Genomic DNA, 25192 nt, shown 5'->3' with positions numbered 1-25192 from the left:
TTCAGCCCGCCGTCGCCGCCCGGGCCGCATGCGGCCGCCTCTCCGCGACGAGGTGGAACGCCGCCGGGCGACGGAACAGGAAGACGAGGGGCGTGTGGCGCACCACCCGCTCGATGACGAGGGGGACGACCACCGCGACGATCGTCACGACGAGGCTGGCGAGGCCGATATCGGTGATCGCTCCGGTCTTCACGATGAGCGTCCGCGTGGCGGCCATGGGCAGGAAGAAGGCGAGGTAGATGACGATCGAGCGCTCGCCGCAGGCTCTGAGCGCCACCGTCACCGGCCCTCCGGCGATGGTGAGCAGGGCACCGGTGGCGACGATGGCGAGCGCCCCGGCGCCCCCGAGGACGAGGCTGACGACGGGCAAGCTCGCCAGTGTCGGGAAGGTCTCGCTGCCGGTGGCCGTGAAGGCGAAGAGGCCGTTCGCCAGGGCCCAGGCCGCGAGGCCGCCGATTGCCGCGCGGGGATGGCCTTGCACCAGATCGGCGAACCGGAAGATCCGGGCCGCGAACAGGTATCCGGCGACGAACCAGACGTAGCGGCCGCAGAATTCGGTGACGAGTTCGGACTGCCCCTCCAGCGGGATGCTCTGGAGCAGGGCGGCCCCGCCGAGGAGGAGCGCCGGATGCAACCCGCGCAGGAGCTTCGTCAGGACCGAGAAGACGGCCAGCAGGTAGATGAACCACAGGGTGGAATAGGGCTCCACCAGGGCATGGGCGAGATGGGCGAGAAAGGCCCCCGGTCCGGCCCCGTCGACGATCTGGCCGTATTTCACCGCCGACTGGATGAGGACCCAGAGCCCGTAGAAGTAAGCGAAATGGATCACGCGCCGGTCGGCGAAGAGACGCCAGTCCCGGTCGATCACGCGGCCGACGAACAGGCCCGACAGCAGGAAGAAATCGGGGATGCGGAACGGCTTGGCGAAGGTGACGACGGTGTGGAGGAAGCCCTCGCCGCCCATCTCGTGGCCGGTACCGAGGGTCGAATGCATCATCACCACGAGGACGATGCAGAGGCCCTTGGCGACGTCGACCCAGGCCAGTCTCAGCGCCTCTTCGGGGCCGGGGCTTCGGTTATGTGCCGCTGACGCCACCTGGGAACTCCGTCGAAATCCGGGCTCCAGCATCGCAGGCCGAGGGTTAAGGAGGCGGCTGCCGACGCCGCCTTCCGTGACCGATGCCGAATGCGCGGTAAACGGAGACGCTCGGATTGGCGCGTCCGGCTACGAGACCTTGCGGCGCGAGAGCTTGCGGGCCCGTGTCATCCGCGTCGCGGCATGGAAATCGTCCGGCTTGGTCCGGACCCAGGCGAGGAAGCCGCCGATCTCCGGGTCGCTCCGCAGGATGTCGATCTCGGCGAGGCGCCGGGCGATCTCGGCCTCGCTGTAGCGGGCATGGATCGCGGAATGGCAGATCTGGTGCAGGCGGACGGTGCCGGCCTTGGCGCCACCCTTCAGCTTGGGCGTGAGGTGATGCAGGCTCGATCTGGCGCGCGGCGGGATCGGCCGCTCGCAGAGCGGGCAGATCACGGGACCGGCCGACCTCTCCTCGCTCTCCTCGTCCTGCCGCCATCGCCGGGCGCGTCGTCCCAAATCCCCGCCTCCCATGGTTCCGGTATCAACGCGGTACCGCCAGGATGGGCTCAGCGCTCCGGACGGGACGGAACGTCGCTTCCGCCTCCTCGTCGCGCTGGCCGAGGATCGAGACGTGATCGCCGGGAAGCGCGACGAGTTTCGCCCTGTCCCCGGCGATGGCGCCGAGTTCGCGGGCATGCGCCACGGGGATGACGGGATCGTCGGTGCCGTGGACGATGAGGATCCGGCCCGAGGCCTCGCCGATGCGCCGGTCCGAGCGCCAGCGATCCAAGAGGATTGCACCCGGAAGGAGAGGGAAGCGTTCGCCGACGAGCTGGGCCATGGAGGCGAACGGCGCTTCGAGATAGAGGCCGAGATGAGGCTCGCGCGCAGCCAGCGCCACCGCGACGGCCGCCCCCATGGAATGGCCGTGGAGCAGGATCGGCGCCTCGGGCGCGAGTTTGGTCGCGAGGCGGTAAGCCGCCAGCCCGTCCTCGATCAGGCCCGCCTCGCTCGGCGACCCGGTCGAGCCCGGATAGCCGCGATAGGCGATGGCGAGAACACCCCAGCCAGCGGCGCGCCAGACCCCCGTGGAGAACCGGGCCGCATGCGGCTCGGGCAGCGAGCCGTTGCCGTGAAAGGTGAGAACCACGCCGCGTCCCGGCTCCGGCGCCCGCCACAGGCCGTAGAGCCTGTGGCCGTCGGCCGTCGTCACCGAGACGGCGTCCGTCCCGGCCGGCACGATGCGGTCGGTTTGCCGTAGTCCCGCGCCGAAGGCGCCGGGATAGAGGAGATGGCGCTGGAACAGGAACAGGGCGCCGAGGATCGAGGCGTAGAGGCCGACGGCGACGGGCAGGATCACGCGGATCAGGATCATTCTCGGGCGGGATCGTTCTCGGGCAGATTGTTCGCGGGAGTCGGGGGCATGGACCGTCCGATGTGGACGTGCTGTTGAGGGCACCACCATATCGTGGCATGCGCATGAAACACCCGCGATGCGACCGTGGGGCGCGTCGGGTTCCCGCGTCCCCTCCATGCCGCAGATGTCCGCTCATTCGGACCGAACTCCACCGAGGGTCGAGATGTCGTCAGAGCTTCCGCCGAGCCAGCGCCCAGCGCCGGCCGGCCCTAGCGCGAACTTCCTGCTGATCACCCTGATCTTCCTCGGGACCGGCGCCGCCATCGGCAGCGGCGCGGTCGATGGCTCGGGCGCGGCGTTCGTCTTCGTGATGGCGGGGTGGCTGCTCAGCCTGTGCCTGCACGAATTCGCGCATGCCCTCGTCGCCTGGAAGGGGGGCGATGCGGAGATTCCACAGAGCGGCTATCTCACCCTGGATCCGCGCCTCTATGCCGACGCGCTCTCGTCCATCGTCCTGCCCCTGTTGTTCACGATTCTCGGCGGGATCGGATTTCCCGGCGGGCGCGTGTTGGTGAACACCCATCTGCTGCGCGGCAAGGCCTGGATCTCCGCCGTGGCGGCGGCAGGCCCTGCGATGAACGGCATCGTCCTCCTGGTTCTCGCCCTGCTCTACGCCCTCGCGGGCGAGGAATCCGACACGCTCCGAGCGGTCCTCGCCGTCTCCGCCCTGTTCCAGGGTACGGCGATCATCCTCAACCTGATTCCGCTTCCGGGGCTCGACGGCTACGGAATTCTCCAACCCTGGCTGCCCGAACCGTTGCGGCGGTTCGCCGACCCGGTGGCCCGGCACGTCAACCTGATCCTGGCGGGCCTCTTCCTGTTCTCCAGCGCCTTTGGCCCGGCGGTGTTTCGCGCGAGCCTCTCGATCATCGGCACCCTCGGTATCGCGGTGGTGGATGCGCGCGTCGGCTACGGCCTGATCCGTCTCTGGTAAGGCGTCACGACCCGGCCTATGTGGCAGGGAGGGCGGCACGGCCCACGGAGACCGCAATGGCCCTGAAGACGACGTTCGTGGTCCAGACCTTCGTGATCAAGCGCAAGCGCCTCGTTCCCGGCGACCGCGAGGTCGCGCCCACCGAGAGCGGCGCCCTGAAGAAGGCGGAGGCCATGTCCGGCCGCCTGCCGGGCACCGCCGCGCTGAAGGTGGTGGCCGATGACGAGACCGGCGAACTCGAGAGCGCGACGATCCTCGGCCAGTTCGGCGAGGTCCCCGACGATTTCGCCGAAAGCCTCACCGGAGGCTGAGCGAGGGCCTTTGGCAATGGCGCGGGAGTGACGCGACGCTCCCTCATCCTGCGGGTCGGCCAGTCCTGTGTCCCGCTTCCGACGGCGGACCAGTGTCCCGCTCCCCGGCGGTCGGCATCCCTCCGTCGATACCGGTCAGGAACGGTGCGGCGGCCTTGGCCGCCGCCTGCTCGATGGCGCGGTAATGCTGGACCAGATCCGCGCCGAAGGTCGTCAGCCTGGCGCCGCCGCCGCTCCTGCCACCGATATGTGCCTCGACCACCGGCCTGCCGAAGCCCGTATTCAACGCCTCGATCAGCATCCAGGCGCGCCTGTAGGACATGCCGATGGCCCGGCCCGCCGCGGAGATCGAGCCGTGCTCGGCGATCATTTCGAGGAGTTGGATCTTGCCGGGGCCGACGCGGTTCTCGGGCCCGAGGTCGATCCGGATGCTCAACGTCGCCATCTGTCCGCCTCTCGCACGGCGTGCATCCTGGAACCCTTCCGATGAAGCCCGACGATAGGCCAGGAGCCCGCGTCATTCGACAGCTTTCCCTGGGCAATCGATATGTCCGAGGGTATATAGCGTTCCGCCGAGCCTGTCGTCGGAGACGGGGTTGGGCGAGGATGGGACGGGTGCCATGGGCTCCCCCATGCAGCACATCGCGGAGAATCGAGCATGTTCACCTGCACCGGCTATGCCTCCACCAGCGCCGAAGCACCGCTCGCGCCGTTCACCTTCCAGCGCCGCGATCCCGGCCCGTCCGACATCGAGATCGAGATCCTGTATTGCGGCGTCTGCCATTCGGACCTGCACACCGCCCGCGACGAGTGGGGCGGCACGCTCTATCCCTGCGTTCCCGGCCACGAGATCGTCGGCAAGGTGACGCGGGTCGGCGCCGAGGTGTCGACCTTCAAGCCGGGAGACCTCGCCGGCGTCGGCTGCATGGTCGCGTCCTGCCGGGAATGCGACAGTTGCAAGGAGGGTCTCGAGCAATATTGCGTGCCCGGCTTCACCGGCACCTATAACGGCCCCGAGCCGCAGACCGGCGGGCACACGTTCGGCGGCTATTCGAGCCACGTGGTGGTGGACAGCCACTTCGTCCTGCGCATCCCGGAGGGGCTCGATCTCGCCGCGGTCGCCCCGCTCCTCTGCGCCGGCATCACCACCTATTCGCCCCTGCGCCATTGGGGCGTGAAAGCCGGCCAGAAGGTCGGCGTGGTGGGGCTCGGCGGCCTCGGCCATATGGGCGTGAAGCTCGCCCATGCCATGGGCGCGCATGTGGTGCTGTTCACGACCTCGCCCGGCAAGGAGGCCGATGCCCGGCGGCTCGGCGCCGCCGAGGTGGTGATCTCGAAGGATCCCGACGCCATGGCGGCACAGGGCGAAACCTTCGACTTCATCCTCGACACGGTGGCGGCCGAGCACGACATCAACGCCTATCTCGGCCTGCTCAAGCGCGAGGGCACGCTGGTGCAGGTGGGCGCACCCGAGAAGCCGCTCTCGGTCAACGTGTTCAGCGTGATCTGGCGGCGCCGCAACTTCGCCGGCTCGCTCATCGGCGGGATCGTCGAGACGCAGGAGATGCTCGATTTCTGCGCGACGCACGGCATCACCTCGGACATCGAGTTGATCCCCATCGATCAGATCGAGACGGCCTATAGCCGGATGCTCAAGAGCGACGTGAAGTACCGCTTCGTCATCGACATGGCGTCCTTGCACAAGACGTCCCTGCCCGAGGCCGCCTGAACCTCATGCGCGCGATCGTCGATGACGCCACGCGTCATGCGCTCCACCGACCCGTCGCCGTGTTCGACGCCGGGATCGGCAGCTATGCCGCGGTCACGCTGATCCGGCGCCTTCTCCCGAAGCAGGACATCGTCTACTTCGCCGATCGGGCCAGCTTTCCCTATGGCGAGAAAAGCCGTCCCGAACTCCTCGGCATCCTGCAGCGGACCTTGCGATTCCTGGACGGATTCTCGCCCGCCGCCGTGCTCGTGGCCTCGAACGCGCCCTCGGTCACGGTCCTCGACGACCTCGCCGGTGTGATCGGGCCTCCCGTATTCGGCGTCAGGCCGCCGATCCGGAATGCCCTCGCGCTCGCCGGCGAGCGGGACGTCGCGGTGCTGGGCGTGCGCTCCATGGTGGAGAGCGAAGCCTTGCGTGCCTACGCAGATGCCGAGGCGCAAGGGCGCGGCGCTCAGGTCCACCTCGTCGATGCCTCGTCCCTCGTCGCCCTGGTCGAGAGCGGAGATTTCCTGTTCTCGGCCGAAAAGACCCGCGACATCGTCGACGGCTTCATGCGCGACCTCGATGCGCGCCATCCCGAGGTCGGCGTCCTGACCCTGTCCAGCACGCACCTTCCCTGGCTGCGGAGCTATCTCGACACGGCCTGCGGTCATCGTCCGCTGCTCGATCCGCTGGAGGACGCGGTCGCCGCGATCGCGCCTCACGCGGTGCCGGGGAGCGGGATGATCCTCGGTCTCGTGACCGAGGACGAGCGCTACGGGATCGAGGATTTCCGCCGCATGCTCGGCCGCCTCGACATCATCTTGCCCCTCCACGCCGTTCTGGCCTGACCGGTCGGGTCGGCGCCTCCGAAGACTGTGCTTCACTTCGATTCCTCCAGCGACCGATCCGGAAAGACCTGCCGCATGCTGACCTCACTCCGTGCCCTCCTCCTCGCCGGCCTCGTCGTTCTGGCCCCCGCCGCCCAGGCTGCCGAGACGGCGACGGTGTTCGCGGCCGCAAGCCTGAAGAACGCCCTCGACAATGCCAGCAAGGCCTTCGCCGCCAAGAGCGGTGTCGAGGTGAAGGCGAGCTACGCCGCATCCTCGGCCCTGGCGCGGCAGATCGAATCCGGCGCACCGGCCGACCTGTTCGCCTCGGCCGATCTCGAATGGATGGAGTACCTCGCCAAGAAGAACCTCATCCGCCCCGAGACCCGGGTGAACCTGCTGGGCAACCGCATCGTGGTCGTCGCCCCGAAGGATGCCAAGACCGCCGACGTGCCGTTCACGGCGGAGGGATTCGCCGCAGCCCTTGGCGCCGACGGGCGTCTCGCCACCGGCGAGGTCAATTCCGTGCCGATCGGCAAATATGCCAAGGCCGCCTTCGAGAAGCTCGGCCTGTGGGGAGGCTTGCAGCCGCGCCTCGCCCAGGCCGACAACGTGCGGGCGGCCCTGCTCCTGGTCTCGCGCGGCGAGGCGCCCCTCGGCGTGGTCTACGAGAGCGATGCCAAATCCGATCCGGGGGTGAAGGTCGTCGGCGTCTTTCCGGCGGACAGCCATCCTCCGGTGGTGTACCCGTTCGCCGTCACGGCCGAGGCCAAAGGTAATGGAGCGGCACGCTTCCTCGATTTCCTGAAGGGAGACGAAGGCAAACCCTTCTTCGAAGCTCAGGGTTTCACGGTCCTCGGCAACACGCCAGCACAGTAAAAGGACATGCCATGAAGATCAGCGCTCGCAATACCCTCAAGGGCAAGGTCGTCTCCGTCGAGAAGGGCGCCACGACCGCTCATGTGAAGATCGAAGTTGCCAACGGCACGGTCATCACCTCGTCGATCACCAACGAAGCGGTGGACAGCCTGGGGCTCACCGTCGGCGGCGAGGCCTATGCCGTCGTCAAGGCGTCCGACGTGATGATCGCCGTCGACTGAAGGCAACCCAAGAGGCACCGTGGCCGCTCGGCGCGGTGCCTCCCGGACGATCCAAGACCGTCACCGCCGCCGACCTGGAAACGCGCTCTCCCATGAAGAGCCGGCATCCACAGCGTCGCGAAGCGCTCCGAGAGGGGTTTTACCCCGCGAGCATCGCCCGCCCGATCGCGGCAAGGCCCATAAGAGCCTGTACCTGCAAAGCCAGCGAAGGTCCCGCTCGCCCTGCGGCGCTCCCGCCGAAGATCCAGGCAATTCCGGCCGGGCCACCGAGCAGGATGGAAGTTTGCTTTCTCCGATGCTCTCGTCGCCAAATACTTTACGCCGATCTGCGCCGAAAATCGAAAATGCATTCCGTTGACAGAGACGGCAAGTGCCTCATGATGTGAGGGTAGTCTTGAATAGTGTCTGTGTGCGATCGGCATAAAGCCGTAATACGTGCCGGATATTGCCGAACTAAACCTTTGACAGAATTAGTCTTGGCTAATTCCGTATTGGTCGAGTCTGCGCCGTCTCGTCGAGGCGGCGGTCGATCCGCCATGGTCTGTCCAGATCACACGCCGACCCGACGTTCAACGGAGCTGTTCCATGTCGAAGCCGAGCACGTCGAATTCCAGCATCTCGAGCCCGAGCCCCGCGGCCTCGCTCCACCCCGAGACCCTCGCTTTGCATGCGGGATGGCGGGCCGATCCGACCACCGGCTCGGTGGCGGTGCCGATCCACCAGACCACCTCGTTCCAGTTCCGGGACACGACCCATGCCGAGAACCTGTTTGCCTTGAAGGAACTCGGCCACCTCTACACCCGCGTGACGAACCCCACCGTCGACGTGCTGGAGCAGCGCCTCGCCGCCCTCGAAGGCGGTGCGGCCGCCCTCGCCCTGGCCTCGGGCCAGGCGGCGTCCGCCCTGTCGGTGCAGAACCTCGCACGGGTGGGCGACAACATCGTCGCCTCCACCGATCTCTATGGCGGCACCTGGAACCTCTTCGCCAATACGCTCGCCGAGCAGGGGATCGAGGTCCGCTTCGTCGACCCATCCGATCCCGAGAATTTCCGCCGCGCCACCGACGATCGCACGCGCGCCTATTACGGCGAGACCCTCGCCAATCCGAAACTCGCCGTCTTCCCCATCGCCGAGGTGGCCGAGATCGGCCGTGGCTTCGGCATCCCGCTCATCGTCGACAACACCGCCGCGCCGCTCCTGGCGCGCCCGTTCGACCATGGCGCGGCGATCGTGGTCTATTCCACCACCAAGTATCTCGGCGGTCACGGCATCGCCATCGGCGGCGCGATCATCGATGGTGGGCGGTTCGACTGGTCGGCCCATCCCGAGCGCCAGCCCGCCCTCAACACGCCGGATCCGAGCTATCACGGCGCGGTCTGGACGGAGGCCGCCAAGCCCCTCGGCCCGATCGCCTACATCCTGCGTGCCCGGGTCCGGCTGCTGCGCGACCTCGGCCCCGCCGTATCGCCCATCAACGCCTTCCTGACCCTGCAGGGGTTGGAGACCGTGGCCCTGCGCATCGAACGCCACAGCCGAAATGCGCAGGCGGTGGTCGATTACCTGGCCGGTCGGCCCGAAATCGAGCGGGTGATCCATCCCTCGCACCTCACCGGCAAGGCACGCGAACGGGCTGAAAAATACCTCACGGGAGGTTATGGCGGCCTCGTCGGGTTCGAACTCGTCGCCGGTCGCGAGGCCGGGCGCCGCTTCATCGAGGCCCTGTCGCTGTTCTATCACGTGGCCAATATCGGCGATGCGCGCAGCCTCGCCATCCATCCGGCCACCACTACCCATTCGCAGCTCTCGGCCGACGACCGGCGCGCCACCGGCGTGTCCGACGGCTATGTCCGCCTCTCCATCGGCCTCGAACATATCGACGACATCCTGGCCGATCTCGACCAGGCCCTGGCTTCGGTCGGCGCCTTCGCGAAGGCGGCCTGACCATGGCGGCCTCCTCCGTGGCGCGCCGGGAACCGCCTGAATCCTGTCGTCACACCTCTGCAATCCCGCATCTCGACCTGCGCCGGCTCGATGCAGGACCGGCCGAACGGGCGGTCTTCCTCGCCGAATTGCGCGACGCTGCGCGCGATGTCGGCTTCTTCCACCTCACCGGGCACGGCATCGCCTTGGCGGAGATCGCGCAGGTCCAGGCCCTGGCGCGGCGTTTCTTCGCCCTGTCACTCCCGGAGAAACAGGCCGTGGCGATGGTGCGCTCGCCCCATTTCCGCGGCTACACGGCGGCCGGCCGCGAGATCACGCGCGGCGCACCGGATTGGCGCGAACAGTTCGATATCGGCGCCGAGCGCGTAACCCTGTCCCCATCCGCCGCCTCGCCCCCCTGGGCCCGGTTGCAGGGGCCCAACCAATGGCCCGTCGGCCTCCCCGAACTCCGCATCGGCCTGCTGCGCTGGCAGGAGGCCGTGACGCAACTCGGGCTTCGCCTGCTGCGCGCCTTCGCCCTCGCCCTGGGACAGCCGGAAGACGTGTTCGCGCCGATCTATGCGGGCGCGCCGAACCAGCACATCAAGATCATCCGCTATCCCGGCCGCGAGGCGACGCAGGGAGAGCAGGGCGTCGGCGCCCACAAGGATAGCGGCTTCCTGACCCTGCTGGTCCAAGACGAGCAGAGCGGTCTCGAAGTCGAGGGGCCGGACGGGTGGATCGCGGCCGAGCCGGTCGAGGGTAGCTTCGTCGTCAATATCGGCGAGCTGCTCGAACTCGCCTCCAACGGCTATCTGCGCGCGACGATCCACCGGGTCGTGACCCCTCCGGCGGGCCTCGACCGCCTCTCCGTCGCATTCTTCCTCGGCGCCCGCCACGACGCCACCGTGCCCCTGCTCGAGCTGCCGGCGGATCTCGCCGCCGAGGCGCGCGGCCCGGCGAGCGACCCCGACAACCCGCTGTTCCACGAAGTCGGGCGCAACTACCTCAAGGGCCGCCTGCGCTCCCATCCCGATGTCGCGGCGCGGTTCTATGGCGATCTCGCCGAAACGGGGGCCGCATGAGCGGCGGCTTCCGGCAGGCCGTTTCCGATTTCCTGCGCGCGCCGCCCTGGCATGGCGGAGTTCGGAACGGCGAAGTTCGGCACGGGATCTCCGACGCCGCCCATCTCGGCGGCGTCGCCGCCATGTTCAGCCACGCCATCGTCCGCATCGAGGTTTGCCATCCATGTCCGCCGACATCGCCGCCGAGCCCGAAGCCTATCGAGACATTCGCACGGCCAATGACCGCTATGCGGAGGCCTTCGACAAGGGCGGCCTCGCCCTTCCGCCGCGCCGCCGCTTCGCCATCCTGACCTGCATGGATGCCCGGCTCGATCCGGCGAAATATGCCGGCCTCAGCGAGGGCGACGCGCACGTGATCCGCAATGCCGGCGGACGCGCCAGCGACGATGCGATCCGCTCGCTGGTGATCTCGCACAAGCTCCTCGGCACCGAGGCGTTCTTCGTGATCCACCACACGAATTGCGGCATGGAGCTGTTCACCGATGCCACCATCGGCGATCTCCTCGCCGACAATCTCGACACCGCCACCTTCGACGGCACGGTATGGTCGAATCCGCAGCATGGCGGCGGTTCACCGGCCGGCCGCGACATCGACTGGCTGACCATCCCCGAGCAGAGCCACGCCGTCACGTCGGATGTCCGGCGCATCCGCGCGCATCCCCTCGTGCCGACCCGCATCCCGATCTTCGGCTTCGTCTACGACGTCGCCACGGGACGCCTGAACGAGAACGCCGCGGCCAGCGAAGCCGGCCGGCCCACGCCGCCGCTTCATCTCGGATAGATCGGCTCCGATAGGGCGCGCCGCGTCGCCGACCCGGTCCCGCCGGATTCCCAAACGGAGGCTGCGAGGGGCGAGGACGTCTCACCCGGCCCTGCCTGGCGGGAGACCCAGCCTCACTGTCATTGCATCGGCGTAAGGAGCCATATCGGAATCAGGGGGCTCGGCTCATCCGGGCCCACCTGCGGCTGGGATGGCGGCGATGCCGGCTGAGGCGGCCCAGGCCGTGAGGTCCGCTTTCCGGATCGCCGCCGCCATCATGTCGGGGAACAGGTCCGGCGTGCAGGCGAAGGCGGGCACGCCCAGGGCGGCGAGACGGCCGGCCAGCGCCCGGTCGTAGGACGGCGCGCCCTCGTCCGATAAAGCCAGCAGCGCCACCACCTGCACGCCCGACGCCACCATCCGCTGGGCGCGCGACAGGAGGCCGGCCTCGACGCCGCCCTCGTAGAGGTCCGAGATCAGGACTAGGATCGTGTCCTCGGGTCGGGTGATCCGGGATTCGCAATAGCCCAGCGCCCGGTTGATGTCGGTGCCGCCGCCGAGCTGGACCGAGAACAGCACCTCCACCGGATCCTCCAACGCGTCGGAGAGGTCGACCACTTCGGTGTCGAACACCACGAGCCGGGTGGACACCGCCGGCAGCGACGCCATCACCGCGCCGAAGATGCTCGAATAGACGACCGAACTCGCCATCGAGCCGGATTGGTCGATGCACAGGATCACGTCCTTGAGGCTGGCGCTCTGGCGTCGTCCGTGGCCGAACCGGGTCTCGGGGATGATGGTGCGGTACTCGGCCTGGTAATGGCGCAGGTTGGCCCGGATGGTGCGGTTCCAGTCGATCTCCGCGTGGCGCGGCCGCCGGTTCACGCTCGCACGGTCGATGGCACCGGTCACCGCCTGGCGCAGGGGCTCTTCGAGCTTCCGCATCAGGGCCTCCACCACCTTGCGCACCACGAGCCGGGCGGTCTCCTTGGTCTTGCCGCCCAGCAGCCCGCGCATGGAGATCAGCGTCGAGACCAGGGCGACATCGGGGATCACCGCCTCCAGCATCTCGGGCTCGGTGAGCATGCGCTTGAGATCGAGCCGGTCGAAGGCGTCGCGCTGCATCACCTGCACGACGGAGGTCGGGAAATAGTCGCGGATGTCGCCGAGCCAGCGCGGCACGGACGGGGACGAGGCACCGAGGCTGCCCTTCCGGTCGGAATCGTAGAGGGCGCCCAGCGCCCGGTCCATGCCGGCATCGCGGCCGGAAAGTCCGTGCCCGGTGCCGTCCGCCGCGCCTCCGCCGAGAACGAGGCGCCAGCGGCGCAGACGTTCGGTCTCGCTCATGATGCATCCTCCGTGGTCGCGGGGAGCGATTCGGGGCCGAGGAGAAGCCGCAGGATCGGGAGCACCCTGGCGGCGCGTTCGGCATCGAAATAGCGACCCGTCCCCTCACCGTCGGTGACGCTCTCACCGGGACGCACGAGTGCCTCGCCGATGGCCCGCCGCTCGCCCTGCGGGATCGTCGCGAAGGTGCGGCGCAGGAGAGGCAGCAGCTCGGTGAAGATGGTCGCGTCGAGGCCGGAGAGCCAATCGTCCAGAACGGCGAGCAAGGTGCCGCCATGGATCAGCGCCATGCCGCTCTCCTCCATGAACCCGTCGATCCAGGCGGCGGCCGCGGCCGCGCCGGACGCGCGGGACAGGGCGAGGCGGAGCCGGTCGCCGGCCTGTGCTGCGGTGAGGAGGCCACCGTCGAACAGGAGCCGCACGGCGCGGCCGACGACGCGGCCATGCACGTGCGCTTGGTCGGCGAGGCCGCGAAGGGCCTCGTTCCAGGTCGTTGACAGGTCGGGCTCCTCGAGGAGCGCGATCGCGGCGGAGACACCGACGATCCGTGCCATGGCCGACGCTGCGGCCTCGTCGTCGAGGCTCTGGCAGGCGGCGTTAAGTCCCGCTGCGGCGCGCGGCACCAGCCCGCGCACCACGCCCAGCACCGGCCCGGTATCGGCGGACCGCACGGAGCCGTAGCGCGCGAGTTCGGCGAGCGGCGGCAGCGCCTCCATCAGGTCGAACACGTCCGCCGAGACGGCGGCGCGGTCGTTGAGGGCGTGGATCAGGTCATCCGCTGCCCCGGCGAGATCGGCGTCGAGGAGCGTGCCGATGAGGCTCGACAGCTCCGCGACGCGGGTCGCCTCACGGGCCCGCAGCCGCACCCGGCTGGCGGCGGCCTCCGCCACCGTGCCGCCATCGGCCGAGGCGGCGACGAGGTCGACCACCCATTCGGGCTGCCAGGAGAGGAACCACGCCTCCTTGAAGGTGCCTCGCCCGCGCGCCTGCCGGCGCTGCCCCCAGGGGATGCCGATGAGGCGGAGCCGGTTGAGGAAGTGGCTGCGGGCGAGGTCGATATCCTTGCGCAGGTCGAGGACGAGATCGCCCGCGACCGCCTCCGGTTTGAGGCGCAGGCTCTTGCAGGTCGCCGTGAAATCCGCCTCCACCGGCGTGCCCGGGCTGTCCGGCGGGGTGGTGCCGAGGCGCTCGCCGATGACGAGCTTGCGCCGGATCAGCGCCATCGGTGCCGGGTCGGCAAAGCACAGGGTCGCCTGCGCCGCCTCGTGCAGGTCGTCGAGGGAGGGGCGCGCCCGTCCGCGAAATCCGGCCAGGGCGTCGGCGAGGCGGACAGCCTCGATCACCGAGGCCGGCGAAGCATCGAGATCCTCGGCGCGGAGGAGAGACGCCGCACGGGCGAGCCAGCGCGCGGCGACGCGATCCTCGTGGTTCCACAGCGTATCGTACCATTCGGGCGACAACACCCCGGCCCGGTAGCCGCTGGCGGTGGCGAGGCGCTCATAGGACCAGGGCGCCCAGGCGCAGGCCACCTTGGTCCGGGCCAGCCCCTTCAGGGTCGCGGCATCGAGGCCGACCTGTCCCTTGGCATCGTGTCGCGCGAGAGCCGGCGCGTGCCACGCACCGCAGACGACGGCGATGCGCGCGAAACCCTCCCGTGCCGCCTTGCGGATCGAGGTTCGCATATGCGCCTCGCGGGCCTCCTCGCGAAACGCCTCCTCATCGGCGCTTCGCGCCGAGTCGGTGTCCGCTCCCTCGCGCAGGGCCGCCATGGCTTCGTGGATCGCCGCGAACACGTCGCCGTCCTCGCCCGCACGGCTCTCGATGAACGCGTCCCACCATCGCTCGCCATCTGCAAAGCCAGCGGCCTCGGCCAGTTCGCCGAGGGGATCGCGCCGGATGGCGAGGGGCGTTCCGGCCGTCGCCTCGTCGGCCGCCGGAACTGCGGGGACCGCATCGCTTTCGGCCGGCGCAGCCTCTCTCGATCCGAACCCGTCGACGAGCCGGATCGCGTGCGGCAGGTCGATGAACCGCAGAGCCGCCCCCTGGGCGAGGCCATGCCGCATCGCCACCCATTCGGGCGAGAAGGCCGCGAACGGGAAGAAGGCGCAAGTCTGCGGCCGGTCCGCCCGGTAGACGAGCAGGGCGACCGGCGGCACCATCGCCGGGTCGGCGACGAGGGGGATCAGGGCGTCGGCATCCGGCGGCCCCTCGATGAGGAGACAATCGGGCCGGAAGGCATCGAGCGCGGACCGCAGCGAGCGAGCCGAGCCCGGCCCGTGATGGCGGATGCCGAAGATGCGGATGTCGGACGGGGTGCCGGACATGGGAGGCGGATCAGGCGCTCTCGCGGGCGGCGCGGTAGAAATCCTTCCACTCCGATCGTTCCTTGACCACGGTCTCGAGATATTCGCGCCAGACGATGGAATCCTGGACCGGATCCTTGATCACCGCGCCGGCGATGCCGGAGACGAGGTCGTGGGCCGAGAGGCGGCCATCGCCGAAATGAGCGGCCAGGGCCAACCCGCTGCCGACGACGCTGATCGCCTCGGCCGTGGACAGCGTGCCGGAGGGCTGCTTGACCTTGTTCTTGCCGTCGGCCGTCACGCCCTGTCGCAGCTCGCGGAAGATGGTAACGACGCGGCGGATCTGGTCCGCGCCGGGCGGCTCCGCCGGGATTTCGAAGGCGCGCCCGAGGGCCGCCACCCGGCTCTCGACGATGGCGATCTCGGCCTCGATGGTGGCCGGCGGGGGCAGTACCACGGTGTTGAAGCGCCGCTTCAGGGCGCTCGACAATTCGTTGACGCCACGGTCGCGGTTATTGGCGGTGGCGATGAGGTTGAAGCCCCTGGCGGCGGCGATCTCCTCGTTGAGTTCGGGAATCGGCAGGGTCTTCTCGGAGAGGATCGTGATGAAGCTGTCCTGCGTCTCGGACGGGATGCGGGTCAGCTCCTCGACGCGGGCGATCCTGCCCTCTTCCATGGCGCGCACGATCGGGCTCGCCACCACGGCCTCGCGGCTCGGCCCCTTGGCGAGGAGCAGGGCATAGTTCCAGCCATAGCGGATCGATTCCTCGCTGGTGCCGGCGGTGCCCTGCACGATAAGGCGCGAGGTGCCGCAGATCGCCGCCGCCAGATGCTCGCTGACCCAGCTCTTGGCGGTGCCGGGGGTTCCGAGGAGGAGGAGCGCCCGGTCGGTGGCCAGGGTCGCCACCGCCACTTCCATCAGGCGCCGGTCGCCGATGTATTTCGGCGTGACCTCGAAGCCGGATCCGAGCCGTCCGCCCATCAGGTAAGTGACGACGGCCTGGGGCGAGAGCAGCCAGTTCGGCGGGCGTGGTCTTTCGTCGGCGCTGCGCAGCGCCTCCAATTCCTCCGCGAAGGCATCCTCGGCGGCCCGGCGCAGCTGCGCGGGCTTGGTCCCGTTGCTCTGACTCATGCCTTAAGCGAACTCCCGTCGGATCGTGGCGCGCATCGCAAGGGTCTCTGCGAATTCGGAGACCTGGTGGCGCAGGTGGTCATCGGACTCGTCCGGCAGCCGGGCGAGGATGGCGGCGGCGGAGGCTGCGGTCTCGTCGTCGGGCCAAGCCCATTCACCGAGGCGGTGGAGCATATGAGCGGCTGCGAGATCGCGGCGACCGGAGGCCGAGCCCCGCGTCACCGAGGCGAGCCAGTCGAGGAGGGGGGCCGTGAAGGCTTTCGACAAGGCCGGGGGGGCCTGCCGCAGCATGACGAGGATCGTCGCGGCCTCGCCCGTCCGAAGCACCTTCGCCACCGTCGCCTCCCATTCCGGATCGGGCAGCAGCCGCGCGGCGCGGGACCAGATCTCGCGAAGGGAATCGTTCGGCCTGATGCCGGAGATGCGGCCGGCTGAACCCTCGCCCATCACCGAGACCGATGCCCGTGCCCAGTCGAGATCGCGCTCGCGGCGCATGGCGTCGAGGAAGCCCTCGACGATGGGTATCGGCCACTCGCTGCGCAGCGCCCCTTCGATCCAGAGCCCTGGCGGATGCTCGGAAAAGGCGTGGAGCGGTGCTGCGGCGACGATATCGCGAAGCAGGCCGGATTTCGTGCCGCCGCCATGCCGTTCGTAGGCTTTCGGCTCGACCCCGTCGCGGGCGAGCGTCGGCGACTCCTCCGGCAAGGTGACCACCAACTGGTGTTTCGTCCCGCCGAAGAACTTTCGACTGCTCTCGATCACGAGGGCCGTCCTGGCCCTCGCCGCCATGCGCGAGGCGAACAGCGAACGGGTCAGGCGCGGCAGCAGGGCCTGCGCCGCCGAGCGCACGCCGCTTGCGCGATCGTCCAGGCAGGTTTCGAGGAAGGGCGCGTCGGCCTCCGACAGGCCGATTTCGAGGGCCGAGACGAGGCTTTGGCGCATCTCCGCCTTCTCGGCGCGCAAGCCTGCCTCCAGTTCGAGGCGGGCTCCCTCCGGATCGCGCAGGCGGAAGGCGACGAAACCCGCCCGTCGCTCGGCCGGCCTCTCGTCCGTTCCCTCCGAGATTGACGATTCCGCCCCTGCGCCTCCGCCGGTACAGGCCTTGTCGAGCCAGTCCAGTTCCTCGCCCGCGATCGCGTCGATCGCCTGCTTCCAGTCTCTGCGATGGGATGCCAGGGCGGGAAGCAGCCAGGGCGGCGCCCGCACGCCCGCCGCTGCGGCCAGGTCGCACCATTCCTTCAGGCGATCCCGCGCCGCATGGCCGCCGGCGAGGAGCAGGCCGAGCCGCGCTGCGGCAGCTTGCGGGCAGGGACGGCCTTCCGGCTCGCGCGGCGGCACCGGCGTGAAGGCCTCGGGCGCAAGGCCGGCACCGGCAAGATGATGGATGCCCGATACCGCGACCCGCGCCAGCAGGGCGACGCCCGGCTCACCGCGCGGCAGGGCGCCGGCGACCGTCTCGATCTCGGCGGAAGCGGGCGCGCGGTCGGCCCCCAGCAGGGCGGTCACGAGGGCCGTCTCCCAATCGTCGATGCCGGACGCGCCGATGCTCATCAGGCCGCCCTCATCAGGATCGGGCGAGGATCCCGGGCGGGGATTGCATAGAGGTGTCCATCGGCCACCAGGGCCAGAGGAGCGAGCCCGAACCCGTCATAGAGCCCGAAGAGATCGACCGGACCGCCGGCCGCGACCGCCATCAGGGCGGGCAGGTGCGGTGAGGGGCGGAGCACAACGCGCCCGGTCGCGTCGCCGGCCGCGAATGCGCCATCCGCCACATGGCCGAGCCGCAGACCGGACAGCCGAACCGGCCAGCGTTCGATCCAGGGCGCCCGAGCCAGAACGTCGGCAAATCCGTCGAGGGCGACGGCGACGCTGGTGGCGCCGGGCAAGACGTCGGCAGGCACGGGGAGGGCGCCGGCAGGCATGGGCAGCGTGCGTCCCTCGCGAAAAACCGCCCTCAGCGGCGGATCGCCGGGATGGAAGGCGAGCGCGCCGGAGAATTCCTGCCCCACAGCCGGGACCGGAGGCAGCGGCGAGCCCGACGTACCGTAATCGATGACCTGAGCCAGGGCACCCTCCTTCCGCCCGACGAGCCAGACGGTCCGGGCGGTGAGCTTGTCCTCCTCCTCGACCACGTGGGCGAGGATCCGCCAATCGTCGATCCGATTGGGACGGCCGGCCATCTCGTCGGCGGTCACGGGGTAGCCGATCGCGGCGCGCACGCCCGCCGCCTGTTCGGGCGCCAGCGCGTCCAGCCGTCGTGCTGCCCGCACCAGCAGGGAGAGGCGACCGAGGGCGAGAGCGAGGGCCGCTTCCGGTCGTGCCGCGCCCGCTTCGGGCGGGGCCGCGACGAGGCCCGGCATGGCTCGGACCCTGCGGGCGAGACCGGAGGCCTGCCCGTCGACGAGCCGGCCCGCCATCCGGTCCCAGAATGCGTAAGGCTCGCGGCGCACCGTCGCGAGACCGCGACGCATGAGATCGCCGAGCCAGAGATCGAGTTCGTCGAGGGCGCCCGTGACCTTGCCCTCACGGGCCCGGCGACGCTTGGCCTGCCCTTTGTCGTCGATCGGCGGCGCGGTCTCCCGGGACCGGCCTTCGGTGGATGCGGCACGGCTCTCCCGCGCCTGAATCCACGCGGCAACCCAATCGGGCGGCGCGGCCTCGACCAGCGGCGCGGCGGAGTTCGCCAGCATCAGGCCAAGGGCGTGCTTGCAGGGAAACTTCCGGCTCGGGCAGGTGCATTTCGATGACGGTCCCGAGACGTCGGCGACCGTGCGATAGGGGGTCGCTCCGCTGCCCTTGATCTCCCCCCACACGACGTCGCCCGCCCGGCCGAGCCCACTCCATCCGGCGGCCTTTGCCTGATCCTGACCGGCCTTGCGGCTCGACGCATCGGGAGCGAGGTCGAGGATCTGCGACGACGTCAGGCTCATGCGACCATAGGATTGCGGTCCCGGAATAGGCTTGCACGCCGGAGCTTAGCCGCTCAAGATCACAATGCAACCATGGATTTATACTGTCTGAGCCTTTGATAAGTGCATCGTCGTGCATTTATATAGCCAAATCAATGGCGCGGCATGGTTGCAGACATGCGGCTCTCGCGCGTCTGGACCGGGCCGGTTTACAGGATCGGATCGTCGCGTTCCTTCGCGGCATTCCGCTCCCGATCGGCCAACGGCGCGATATTGAACCTTCGTCTCACCCTCGCGTTCCCAATCCTTGGCTTGGCTAAGGAATGGCGATGCTCATTGAGGACTACCGCGAGCCCACACGGCCGAAGCCCCGCACGACGGCTCTCAACGGCACGCTGAATGAGACGACCCGGCGGCGCCTCGGAGCAGAACTCCAAGCCCTGTACGAGCCGGTGATCGATGAGCCACTAGACCCACGGCTCGCAGAACTCATGAGACAATTAGAGTCGGACCGGGGGCAATAAGCTCGTCGGACTCGAGCACGCTTCAGTACGTGTCGCTTAACGAAGCGCTATCCCTGTCCCGGTAGGATCGCGGCACCAGCCGGCCTTCGGGCCATCGGTCCCGCACCGGAGGCCACGCATGCTCCCTTTGATGTTCGCAGCGATCGGCGGCGGTCTCCTCACCGCGACCATGATGGCGCCATTCGGTGTGAGTGCCTCCGTCCTCTTGGCGCCGTTCGGGGGCAGCCTGTGCACAGTGATGGTGGCCTTTTTCATCGCGCGTCGGCGCAGCTCCGAGTGGCAAGAGATGCCGACCCTCGACGCTCAGGCGGATGCCATGGTGGCCACCCTGCGCGGTCTCGCTGAACAGGCCAAGCAAGGGACTGTCGAAGGCGTCGACAAGGCGGAGGATGACCGACGGTCGCGGGTTGCCTGAGGCGCAATTGAACTGAGGCGCGAGTGGGCTGAGGCATGACGTTGGTGCTTGGTGCGGCGCACGCCATTGCGATCCGTCAAAGGCAGCTTGAGCGTGCGAGGATTGCACGCGAAGATTGCGCTCCCTTCCCCTGGAGGAGTGCGGCATGTCCAAAAGCCCAGCCTGGTTCTCGTGGTTCAGCTTCCCGTTCTATGCCCCGCTGAGCGGGGCGGTCAGCCAGGAGATTTCTCCGTATCCGTATCAGGGTGTGCCGGAGATCGAGGCGGAGGTCACCCAGGACGTGGCAAGCTTCGGGCGGCAGCTCGGGATCATCTCGGAGGCCGTTCTGGAACTCGCGAAACGAGTGGGTCCTCCTGCCGAGGGGGCTGGCGTCGAGACGGCGGCCCCTCATGGCTCCGACACCGGCTCATCGGCGCTCGCCACGCTGCAGGCCATCGTGGACGAGATCGACTGCATCAAAGCCCGCCACGGGGAGGCGGTCACGCGGGACGCCGAGCGGGCCATGGCGCGGTTGCAGAAGCTGGATGCGTCGAAGGCCGCAGGTGTCGCCGCCCGGTTTGGAGCCCGATAGCGGCCGAGAGCAGGCACTCGGCACTGAAACCGTCCTCGCTGCCTCGTCGCCTCCCCGAGCCTTGGGGCGGGGTCCGTGCGGGCTGGTGGATGACTACAGCGCGGTCGCGCGGGGAGACTTCGGTGGATCGAACTCAAAGGGGCTGACGCAAGGTCGAGAGCCGCCGCAGCTACCTCTGTGGCGCCTCCCTCACTTCGGGTCACGGGTCCTCGAAAGGAACCGATCGTTCCTATCCTCGGGGGAATGGTGATGTGTTGAGCCCGACCGTACCAACAGGGTACGGCCCATTGCCCGCGTCCTCACGTCGATGAAAATGTGGTGCTTGACCTGAGCGCGGCTGGGCCTGACCGCATCGTCGGACGGGCAACCTGAGGAGCATGCGGAACCCCGTCATGGCACGGTCCGCCGTTCACAACTGCCTCTGGTGGCTCAGTATTCTGAAGGCAAAGGCCGTATCAGAAAAATGGTGCCCAGGGACGGAGTCGAACCGCCGACACTGCGATTTTCAGTCGCATGCTCTACCAACTGAGCTACCTGGGCATCCGCCGAAGCGCTCGGCGCCGTCGACTGGAGCGGGGGTATAGTGAGGTGATGGGGACCTGTCCAGCCTCCTTCTCACGCATCCTGCAATCAGATCGATTCAGGGTGAACGTTGCGGCGTGTCGTCTTCGATCTCGTCCTCATCGGTGGGGATCGCGTAGCGGTCGGTCAGCCAGCGGCCGAGGTCGATATCGGCGCAGCGCGCCGAGCAGAAGGGCTGGAACTCCGGCTGAGCCGGCTTGCGACAGATCGGACACGGTTCGGCCTTGGGCTTGGGCTTGGCCTTGGAGGGCACGATGCCGCTCATGCGATCGCTCCCCAGGCCTGACGCACGGGAAACCCCTCGCCTTCGAGGAGACTGATCGTCTCATACAGCGGCAGGCCGATCACGGCGCTGTGCGAGCCGACGAGCTTGACCACGAACGCTCCGGCAAGGCCCTGGATGGCGTAGCCGCCGGCTTTGCCCCGCCACTCGTCCGAGGCGATGTAGCTCTCTATGTCTCGGCCGGAGAGGCGCTTGAACCGCACGCGCGTTTCCACCACCCGCTCGCGGCGGTTGCCCTTGGGGGAGAGCACGCATACCGCCGTGTAGACGCGGTGCTGGCGGCCGGAGAGCAGGCGCAGGCAATCCGTGGCCTCATCGGGCAGTTCGGCCTTGGGAAGGACGCGCCGGCCCACGGCCACGACCGTATCCGCCGAGACGATGTAGCTGTCCCGCATGTCGTCGCGGCGACGGGCGGCATCGCCCGCCACGTCGAGCTTGGCGCGGGCGAGGCGCCGGGCGAGTTCGCGCGGTGCTTCGGATTTGTGCGGCGTCTCGTCGACATCGGCCGGCAGCAGGGCGTCGGGTTCGATACCCGCCTGCTGCAGCAGCGCCAGCCGACGCGGCGACGCCGAAGCGAGGACGAGGCGTGGGCCGCGGCGCGGCGTCTCGCCGGACGCGTCAATCATCGTGGCGTGCGTGCCGCCCTGGGCGGAGGAAATGTCCATCGGTGTACTTCAAAGATCCGCATGTTTGGAGGTGGGCGCCGTGCCGAGCGGACCAACCGCTCCGGCCGCGCGCTCGTCCGGATCCATGTGCCGAACCCGGCGGCACGCTATCGGAAAGCCTCGCCGTTGGGAACGTGGACCGTTCGCTGAACGGCACGACCGAGCCTTGTACGACCGAGTCTTGGACGACCAAACCTTGGACGACCGGGCCTCGGAGGAGGCCGTGGACAATGCCGGCCGCTCTGGTATGGTCCGCCTCGTCGGGATATCGGAATGCGCCTCTTCAGGCCTTACGGCGGCCGGCATGCGGGCGTAGTTCAGTGGTAGAACGTCAGCTTCCCAAGCTGAATATGCGGGTTCGATTCCCGCCGCCCGCTCCAAGCAACGCGTCGAAGCACCGGCCTTTCCCATCTTCTGAAGCCGACCTCGCATTTTCCGGGGCCTGACACGGCCCCTTCAGCCGGCCGAATGCCGGCCGATCGGATTAGCCTTCCGTAAGATTCTCGGTACTATGATCGGCGAGAGACGTCACGTCGCGGATCAGCGCGCGTTTTCCGAGTGTCGGACTGGTGCCGGCGGAGACCATCCGATGCTGATATTGTCGACATGCCTGATCGCGGCGGGGGCGCTCCTCAGCTTTCTGGCACGGGTCTCAGGATTGGTCGTCATCCTCATCGGCTTCTGCGTGATCGTCGCGGCCGCAACCTTACTTGGACCGGCGCTGGGGAATACGTTCGGCCTTCCGGTCACCTTGGTGATCGCCATCGTGGCTCTGCAGATCGGTTACGGCGCTGCCATCGTCCTGCGCAGCGTCATTGCCCAGCGCACGGAGCAAGCCCGAGCAAAAATCGACCGGAGCGTCGAGGGCAATGCGCCCGAGATCATTCCGCAGCGGTGGTCGCGCTCTCAGGATGGCGGGCCGATGAGCCAGCCTTGAAGCATCGCGTATTGCACGATCTTCGCGCGGCTGCGGATATCCAGTTTCTCGCTTGCGCGGTTCTTGTAGGTCTCGATCGATTTCGCGGTCACACCCAGTTTGCCGGCGACCTCTTTGTTGGTGAAGCCCAGCGCGATCAGTCTGAATACCTCACGCTCGCGCTCTGTCAGCGGCATGGCACCGCGTGTGCCGATCCTTCTCTTGTCGGTGACGAAATGCGACGCAATCGTCGGATCGATATAAAGGCCGCCGCTTCGCACGGCGTTGAGGGCCTGTAGCAAGTGTTCGGGCGCGGAACGTTTGAGAACGTAACCACACGCCCCTTCGGCCAAAGTTTCGCGCACGAGGCTCGCGTCCTCGAAGCTGCTGAAGATGATGACACGCGTGTCCGGAGCCTCGGCCTTGATGCGCCGCAGGACAGTAAAGCCTTGCATGCCGGACATGGCCATGTCCAAGATTGCGATATCGGGTTGCTGCGCGATGATGAGGCGCAGTGCTTCCGCACCGGACGATGCTTCGTGAATGATTTCATAGCTATCGCCATCCCGCACCATCGCACGGACGCCGCACAAACACAGAGGGTAGCCGTCTGCTATTAGAAGCTTCAGCAACCCGCCCACAGCATCAGCCATGACAGAAACCCTCCAATACGTGACTGTTAATATATCGCGGTAGATTTTTTCATAAAATTAGATCTCGACACAAAACTAGAGCTCAGACAATAAGAATAAATCGAAAGCTATTCGACAATTACCAAGATTAAATAATCATGTTGATTTCGATTAATTAAAACAACAAATGTATAATCTCACAAAATTTTGTTCAATATCAATCATGAATTCTATCATTGATCACGATCTCAGCATCCACTTCCGCAGAAGTGGAATAAAAGCAGATCACTGATGGCTTTCATGCCTCTCAGCACTCACGATGCTTCACGCGACTGTCGCCAAGACTCCAGCGCCTGCCGCACAGCATCGGGGATGTGCCGATTGGTGCATCGCAAATTTGGTGCCAGTTCTCGCGGCATTGCAGCGTAGCGGGGTTATGAATCCGCAATGCGCGGCCAACGGATTGATTGTCGGCATCTACATGCTCTAATTGCAGGTACGAATGGCAGTTCTCGAACGAATAGTATTACTGGTTGTCGACCATAAACTACGTAGCGTTATACGTATTGTTGGCATTCCTATCTTGCGAATTCGAGGAGCGTAGTGCATCCGCCAATGCGCCGGCACGACGCTCGTACGGCTAGGCCGACCGTCCTGATCGGAGGGAATTCCTAGGCACTTCCGCGAAACCAGTTCGGCGCGCCGCATCCATCGCAGCCGGCTGACGGTCGAAAAGTCGTCGATCAGCGTGGCCCGGCCTCCGCCGAGGGCCCGCACATCGTGAGGCGCGGCCGCGACCTAGCCTTCGATCCGGCACCGATTATTGAACGATGACTTACGACAGATCCGGCGGGACAGGGCGATATGGTTTCAACCGGGGAGATACGCACACGCTCCTGGCCTTCATGACCGCCTCTTCGTCGTCGCGCGTTCGGTTCGACCGCAGAGGAGATCACGGCTTCACGTACCAGGCATCCCATTGGGAGAATTCCGGAAACCGCCGAACGTAGCCGTTCGCCCGCATCAACGAATCGATTCCGTTTTCGCTCGCGGTATTGTTGTGCTCGATTGAGAGCAGGCGAACATCGTAGCGCTCGAAGTCGAAAGCTTTCAGGATGTCGAGTTCGCTGCCCTCGGTATCCACCGACATGTAATCGATCCGTCGTGGAGCATCGTGCCGGATCAGGAGATCGATGAGTGACAGCGTTTGCACCTCGATCTGCGGCGCCGTCTTGCGCACCGAAGCGAAGTGATCCTTATCCGCGAAGGTCACCAGCGAGCTGAGTTCGGGATTGTCCGTGGCCAGGAACGCGACGCGTTCGCCGCTTCGGGCACTGATACAGCAATGTTCGATGATGCAATCCCGGTTGCGCGAGAGGTCGTCGTGCCAGACCGGGTTGGGTTCGGCCAAGATTCCGGTCCAGCCATACTCGGATTCCAAGAGGTAGGTGTTGCTGTTCGTGCGTCCGTTGGTGGCTCCGAACTCGACAAAGTAACCGTCGCGTTGGCCGCCCGTCTCGAAGACCACCCATAGATCTTGAAGAATCTGCGCGTTGGCCTTGGGCAGTGCCGCGAAGGCGTGGCCGAGAAATCGAACTTCGTCGATCTCCTGAAGACGGGCGACGCCGCCGGTGCGCTTCGCCATCGTATTGAAGAGGATCTGGCGCAGGCGCTTACGGTGCGCGACCGTGTGCGAGGCGCGGCCCAGCATCTGCTGGATGTAGGGGCTGAGTGAGTTGAGCATGAAGCATCGCGGTCCTGGCTCGCTCC

25 protein-coding genes and 2 tRNA genes are annotated in these 25192 nt (G+C 67.5%); 13 read left to right on the top strand and 14 right to left on the bottom strand.

What is annotated here, in order from left to right; genetic code table 11:
- Position 1: 1 nt before the first annotated feature.
- The 3 genes from A3OK_RS0116610 to A3OK_RS0116600 form a co-directional block, all read right to left on the bottom strand.
- Positions 2–1096: an acyltransferase family protein gene (locus tag A3OK_RS0116610; protein ID WP_019906014.1), complete on the bottom strand. Its 1095-nt coding sequence runs from the start codon at positions 1094–1096 to the stop codon at positions 2–4.
- 129 nt (positions 1097–1225) lie between these two features.
- On the bottom strand, positions 1226–1609 hold the full coding sequence (locus A3OK_RS0116605; RefSeq protein WP_019906013.1) for a hypothetical protein: 384 nt from the start codon (positions 1607–1609) through the stop codon (positions 1226–1228).
- A 10-nt stretch (positions 1610–1619) separates the two neighbouring features.
- Entirely contained in the window at positions 1620–2453 is an 834-nt protein-coding gene (locus tag A3OK_RS0116600; RefSeq protein WP_019906012.1) for an alpha/beta hydrolase, read from the bottom strand.
- A gap of 205 nt (positions 2454–2658) precedes the next feature.
- On the opposite strand from A3OK_RS0116600, the gene A3OK_RS0116595 reads away from it, so the two are divergent.
- The gene (locus A3OK_RS0116595; protein ID WP_019906011.1) at positions 2659–3429 is read left to right on the top strand and encodes a site-2 protease family protein; all 771 of its coding nucleotides are present in this window, start codon (positions 2659–2661) and stop codon (positions 3427–3429) included.
- Between the two features lie 56 nt (positions 3430–3485).
- Positions 3486–3740 (top strand): hypothetical protein, encoded by a 255-nt coding sequence (locus A3OK_RS0116590; protein WP_018041714.1) that lies wholly within the window; start codon positions 3486–3488, stop codon positions 3738–3740.
- 43 nt (positions 3741–3783) lie between these two features.
- Here the strand turns inward: A3OK_RS0116590 and A3OK_RS22990 are convergent, their stop codons facing one another.
- Positions 3784–4185, bottom strand: coding sequence for a winged helix-turn-helix domain-containing protein (locus A3OK_RS22990; protein WP_019906010.1), 402 nt, complete (start codon positions 4183–4185; stop codon positions 3784–3786).
- A 213-nt stretch (positions 4186–4398) separates the two neighbouring features.
- Between A3OK_RS22990 and A3OK_RS0116580 the strand changes: the two genes are divergently transcribed.
- The 7 genes from A3OK_RS0116580 to A3OK_RS0116545 all read left to right on the top strand — a co-directional run bounded on the left by A3OK_RS0116580 (position 4399) and on the right by A3OK_RS0116545 (position 11164).
- Entirely contained in the window at positions 4399–5469 is a 1071-nt protein-coding gene (locus tag A3OK_RS0116580; protein ID WP_019906009.1) for an NAD(P)-dependent alcohol dehydrogenase, read from the top strand.
- A gap of 5 nt (positions 5470–5474) precedes the next feature.
- Positions 5475–6299: an aspartate/glutamate racemase family protein gene (locus tag A3OK_RS0116575; protein WP_019906008.1), complete on the top strand. Its 825-nt coding sequence runs from the start codon at positions 5475–5477 to the stop codon at positions 6297–6299.
- Positions 6300–6374: 75 nt separating this feature from the next.
- Entirely contained in the window at positions 6375–7157 is a 783-nt protein-coding gene (gene modA / locus A3OK_RS0116570) for a molybdate ABC transporter substrate-binding protein (RefSeq protein WP_019906007.1), read from the top strand.
- 11 nt (positions 7158–7168) lie between these two features.
- Positions 7169–7378, top strand: a complete 210-nt coding sequence (locus A3OK_RS0116565; protein WP_019906006.1) for a TOBE domain-containing protein — start codon at positions 7169–7171, stop codon at positions 7376–7378.
- Positions 7379–7963: 585 nt separating this feature from the next.
- The gene (locus tag A3OK_RS0116560; RefSeq protein ID WP_019906005.1) at positions 7964–9319 is read left to right on the top strand and encodes a PLP-dependent transferase; all 1356 of its coding nucleotides are present in this window, start codon (positions 7964–7966) and stop codon (positions 9317–9319) included.
- 2 nt (positions 9320–9321) lie between these two features.
- The gene (locus tag A3OK_RS0116555; RefSeq protein WP_019906004.1) at positions 9322–10383 is read left to right on the top strand and encodes an isopenicillin N synthase family oxygenase; all 1062 of its coding nucleotides are present in this window, start codon (positions 9322–9324) and stop codon (positions 10381–10383) included.
- 163 nt (positions 10384–10546) lie between these two features.
- A complete protein-coding gene (locus tag A3OK_RS0116545) occupies positions 10547–11164 on the top strand; it encodes a carbonic anhydrase (RefSeq protein WP_019906003.1) in 618 nt (205 codons plus the stop codon).
- Positions 11165–11329: 165 nt separating this feature from the next.
- Here the strand turns inward: A3OK_RS0116545 and A3OK_RS0116540 are convergent, their stop codons facing one another.
- The 5 genes from A3OK_RS0116540 to A3OK_RS0116520 are packed head-to-tail and all read right to left on the bottom strand — an operon-like array spanning position 11330 to position 18855.
- Positions 11330–12490 (bottom strand): VWA domain-containing protein, encoded by a 1161-nt coding sequence (locus A3OK_RS0116540; protein WP_019906002.1) that lies wholly within the window; start codon positions 12488–12490, stop codon positions 11330–11332.
- Positions 12487–14814, bottom strand: a complete 2328-nt coding sequence (locus A3OK_RS0116535) for a DUF5682 family protein (RefSeq protein WP_019906001.1) — start codon at positions 14812–14814, stop codon at positions 12487–12489. The genes A3OK_RS0116540 and A3OK_RS0116535 overlap by 4 nt, the downstream gene beginning before the upstream one ends.
- Positions 14815–14824: 10 nt before the next feature.
- A complete protein-coding gene (locus A3OK_RS0116530; RefSeq protein WP_019906000.1) occupies positions 14825–15925 on the bottom strand; it encodes an AAA family ATPase in 1101 nt (366 codons plus the stop codon).
- 3 nt (positions 15926–15928) lie between these two features.
- Positions 15929–17476: a DUF5691 domain-containing protein gene (locus tag A3OK_RS0116525; protein WP_019905999.1), complete on the bottom strand. Its 1548-nt coding sequence runs from the start codon at positions 17474–17476 to the stop codon at positions 15929–15931.
- Positions 17476–18855 carry an SWIM zinc finger family protein gene (locus A3OK_RS0116520; protein ID WP_019905998.1) on the bottom strand — a complete coding sequence of 460 codons (1380 nt, stop codon included), beginning with the start codon at positions 18853–18855 and terminating at the stop codon, positions 17476–17478. Before A3OK_RS0116520 ends, A3OK_RS0116525 begins: the two co-directional genes overlap by 1 nt.
- 621 nt (positions 18856–19476) lie before the next feature.
- On the opposite strand from A3OK_RS0116520, the gene A3OK_RS22985 reads away from it, so the two are divergent.
- Both A3OK_RS22985 and A3OK_RS0116505 read left to right on the top strand, forming a co-directional pair.
- Positions 19477–19773 carry a hypothetical protein gene (locus A3OK_RS22985; protein ID WP_019905996.1) on the top strand — a complete coding sequence of 99 codons (297 nt, stop codon included), beginning with the start codon at positions 19477–19479 and terminating at the stop codon, positions 19771–19773.
- A 145-nt stretch (positions 19774–19918) separates the two neighbouring features.
- On the top strand, positions 19919–20344 hold the full coding sequence (locus A3OK_RS0116505) for a hypothetical protein (RefSeq protein WP_019905995.1): 426 nt from the start codon (positions 19919–19921) through the stop codon (positions 20342–20344).
- A 464-nt stretch (positions 20345–20808) separates the two neighbouring features.
- Here the strand turns inward: A3OK_RS0116505 and A3OK_RS0116500 are convergent.
- The 3 genes from A3OK_RS0116500 to A3OK_RS0116490 all read right to left on the bottom strand — a co-directional run bounded on the left by A3OK_RS0116500 (position 20809) and on the right by A3OK_RS0116490 (position 21835).
- A tRNA-Phe gene (locus tag A3OK_RS0116500) sits at positions 20809–20884 on the bottom strand.
- A gap of 100 nt (positions 20885–20984) precedes the next feature.
- Entirely contained in the window at positions 20985–21191 is a 207-nt protein-coding gene (yacG, locus tag A3OK_RS0116495; protein WP_019905994.1) for a DNA gyrase inhibitor YacG, read from the bottom strand.
- Positions 21188–21835, bottom strand: coding sequence for a Maf-like protein (locus A3OK_RS0116490; protein WP_036303051.1), 648 nt, complete (start codon positions 21833–21835; stop codon positions 21188–21190). Before A3OK_RS0116490 ends, yacG begins: the two co-directional genes overlap by 4 nt.
- Before the next feature lie 345 nt (positions 21836–22180).
- Between A3OK_RS0116490 and A3OK_RS0116480 the strand changes: the two genes are divergently transcribed.
- Both A3OK_RS0116480 and A3OK_RS0116475 read left to right on the top strand, forming a co-directional pair.
- Positions 22181–22254 (top strand) — tRNA-Gly (locus A3OK_RS0116480).
- 209 nt (positions 22255–22463) lie between these two features.
- Entirely contained in the window at positions 22464–22811 is a 348-nt protein-coding gene (locus tag A3OK_RS0116475; protein WP_019905992.1) for a hypothetical protein, read from the top strand.
- On the opposite strand, the gene A3OK_RS0116470 is transcribed toward A3OK_RS0116475, so the two are convergent.
- Together A3OK_RS0116470 and A3OK_RS0116465 are read right to left on the bottom strand one after the other, a co-directional pair.
- On the bottom strand, positions 22781–23443 hold the full coding sequence (locus A3OK_RS0116470; RefSeq protein ID WP_026597334.1) for a response regulator transcription factor: 663 nt from the start codon (positions 23441–23443) through the stop codon (positions 22781–22783). The two genes, A3OK_RS0116475 and A3OK_RS0116470, sit on opposite strands and share 31 nt — an antisense overlap.
- Positions 23444–24374: 931 nt before the next feature.
- Positions 24375–25133 (bottom strand): FkbM family methyltransferase, encoded by a 759-nt coding sequence (locus tag A3OK_RS0116465; protein WP_196805449.1) that lies wholly within the window; start codon positions 25131–25133, stop codon positions 24375–24377.
- Positions 25134–25192 lie beyond the last annotated feature (59 nt).

Origin of the sequence: Methylobacterium sp. 77, from assembly GCF_000372825.1 — a bacterium.
GTDB lineage: Bacteria > Pseudomonadota > Alphaproteobacteria > Rhizobiales > Beijerinckiaceae > Methylobacterium.
The sequence above is the reverse complement of the archived record's forward strand: the minus strand, read 5'-3'. Positions and strand labels throughout refer to the sequence as shown.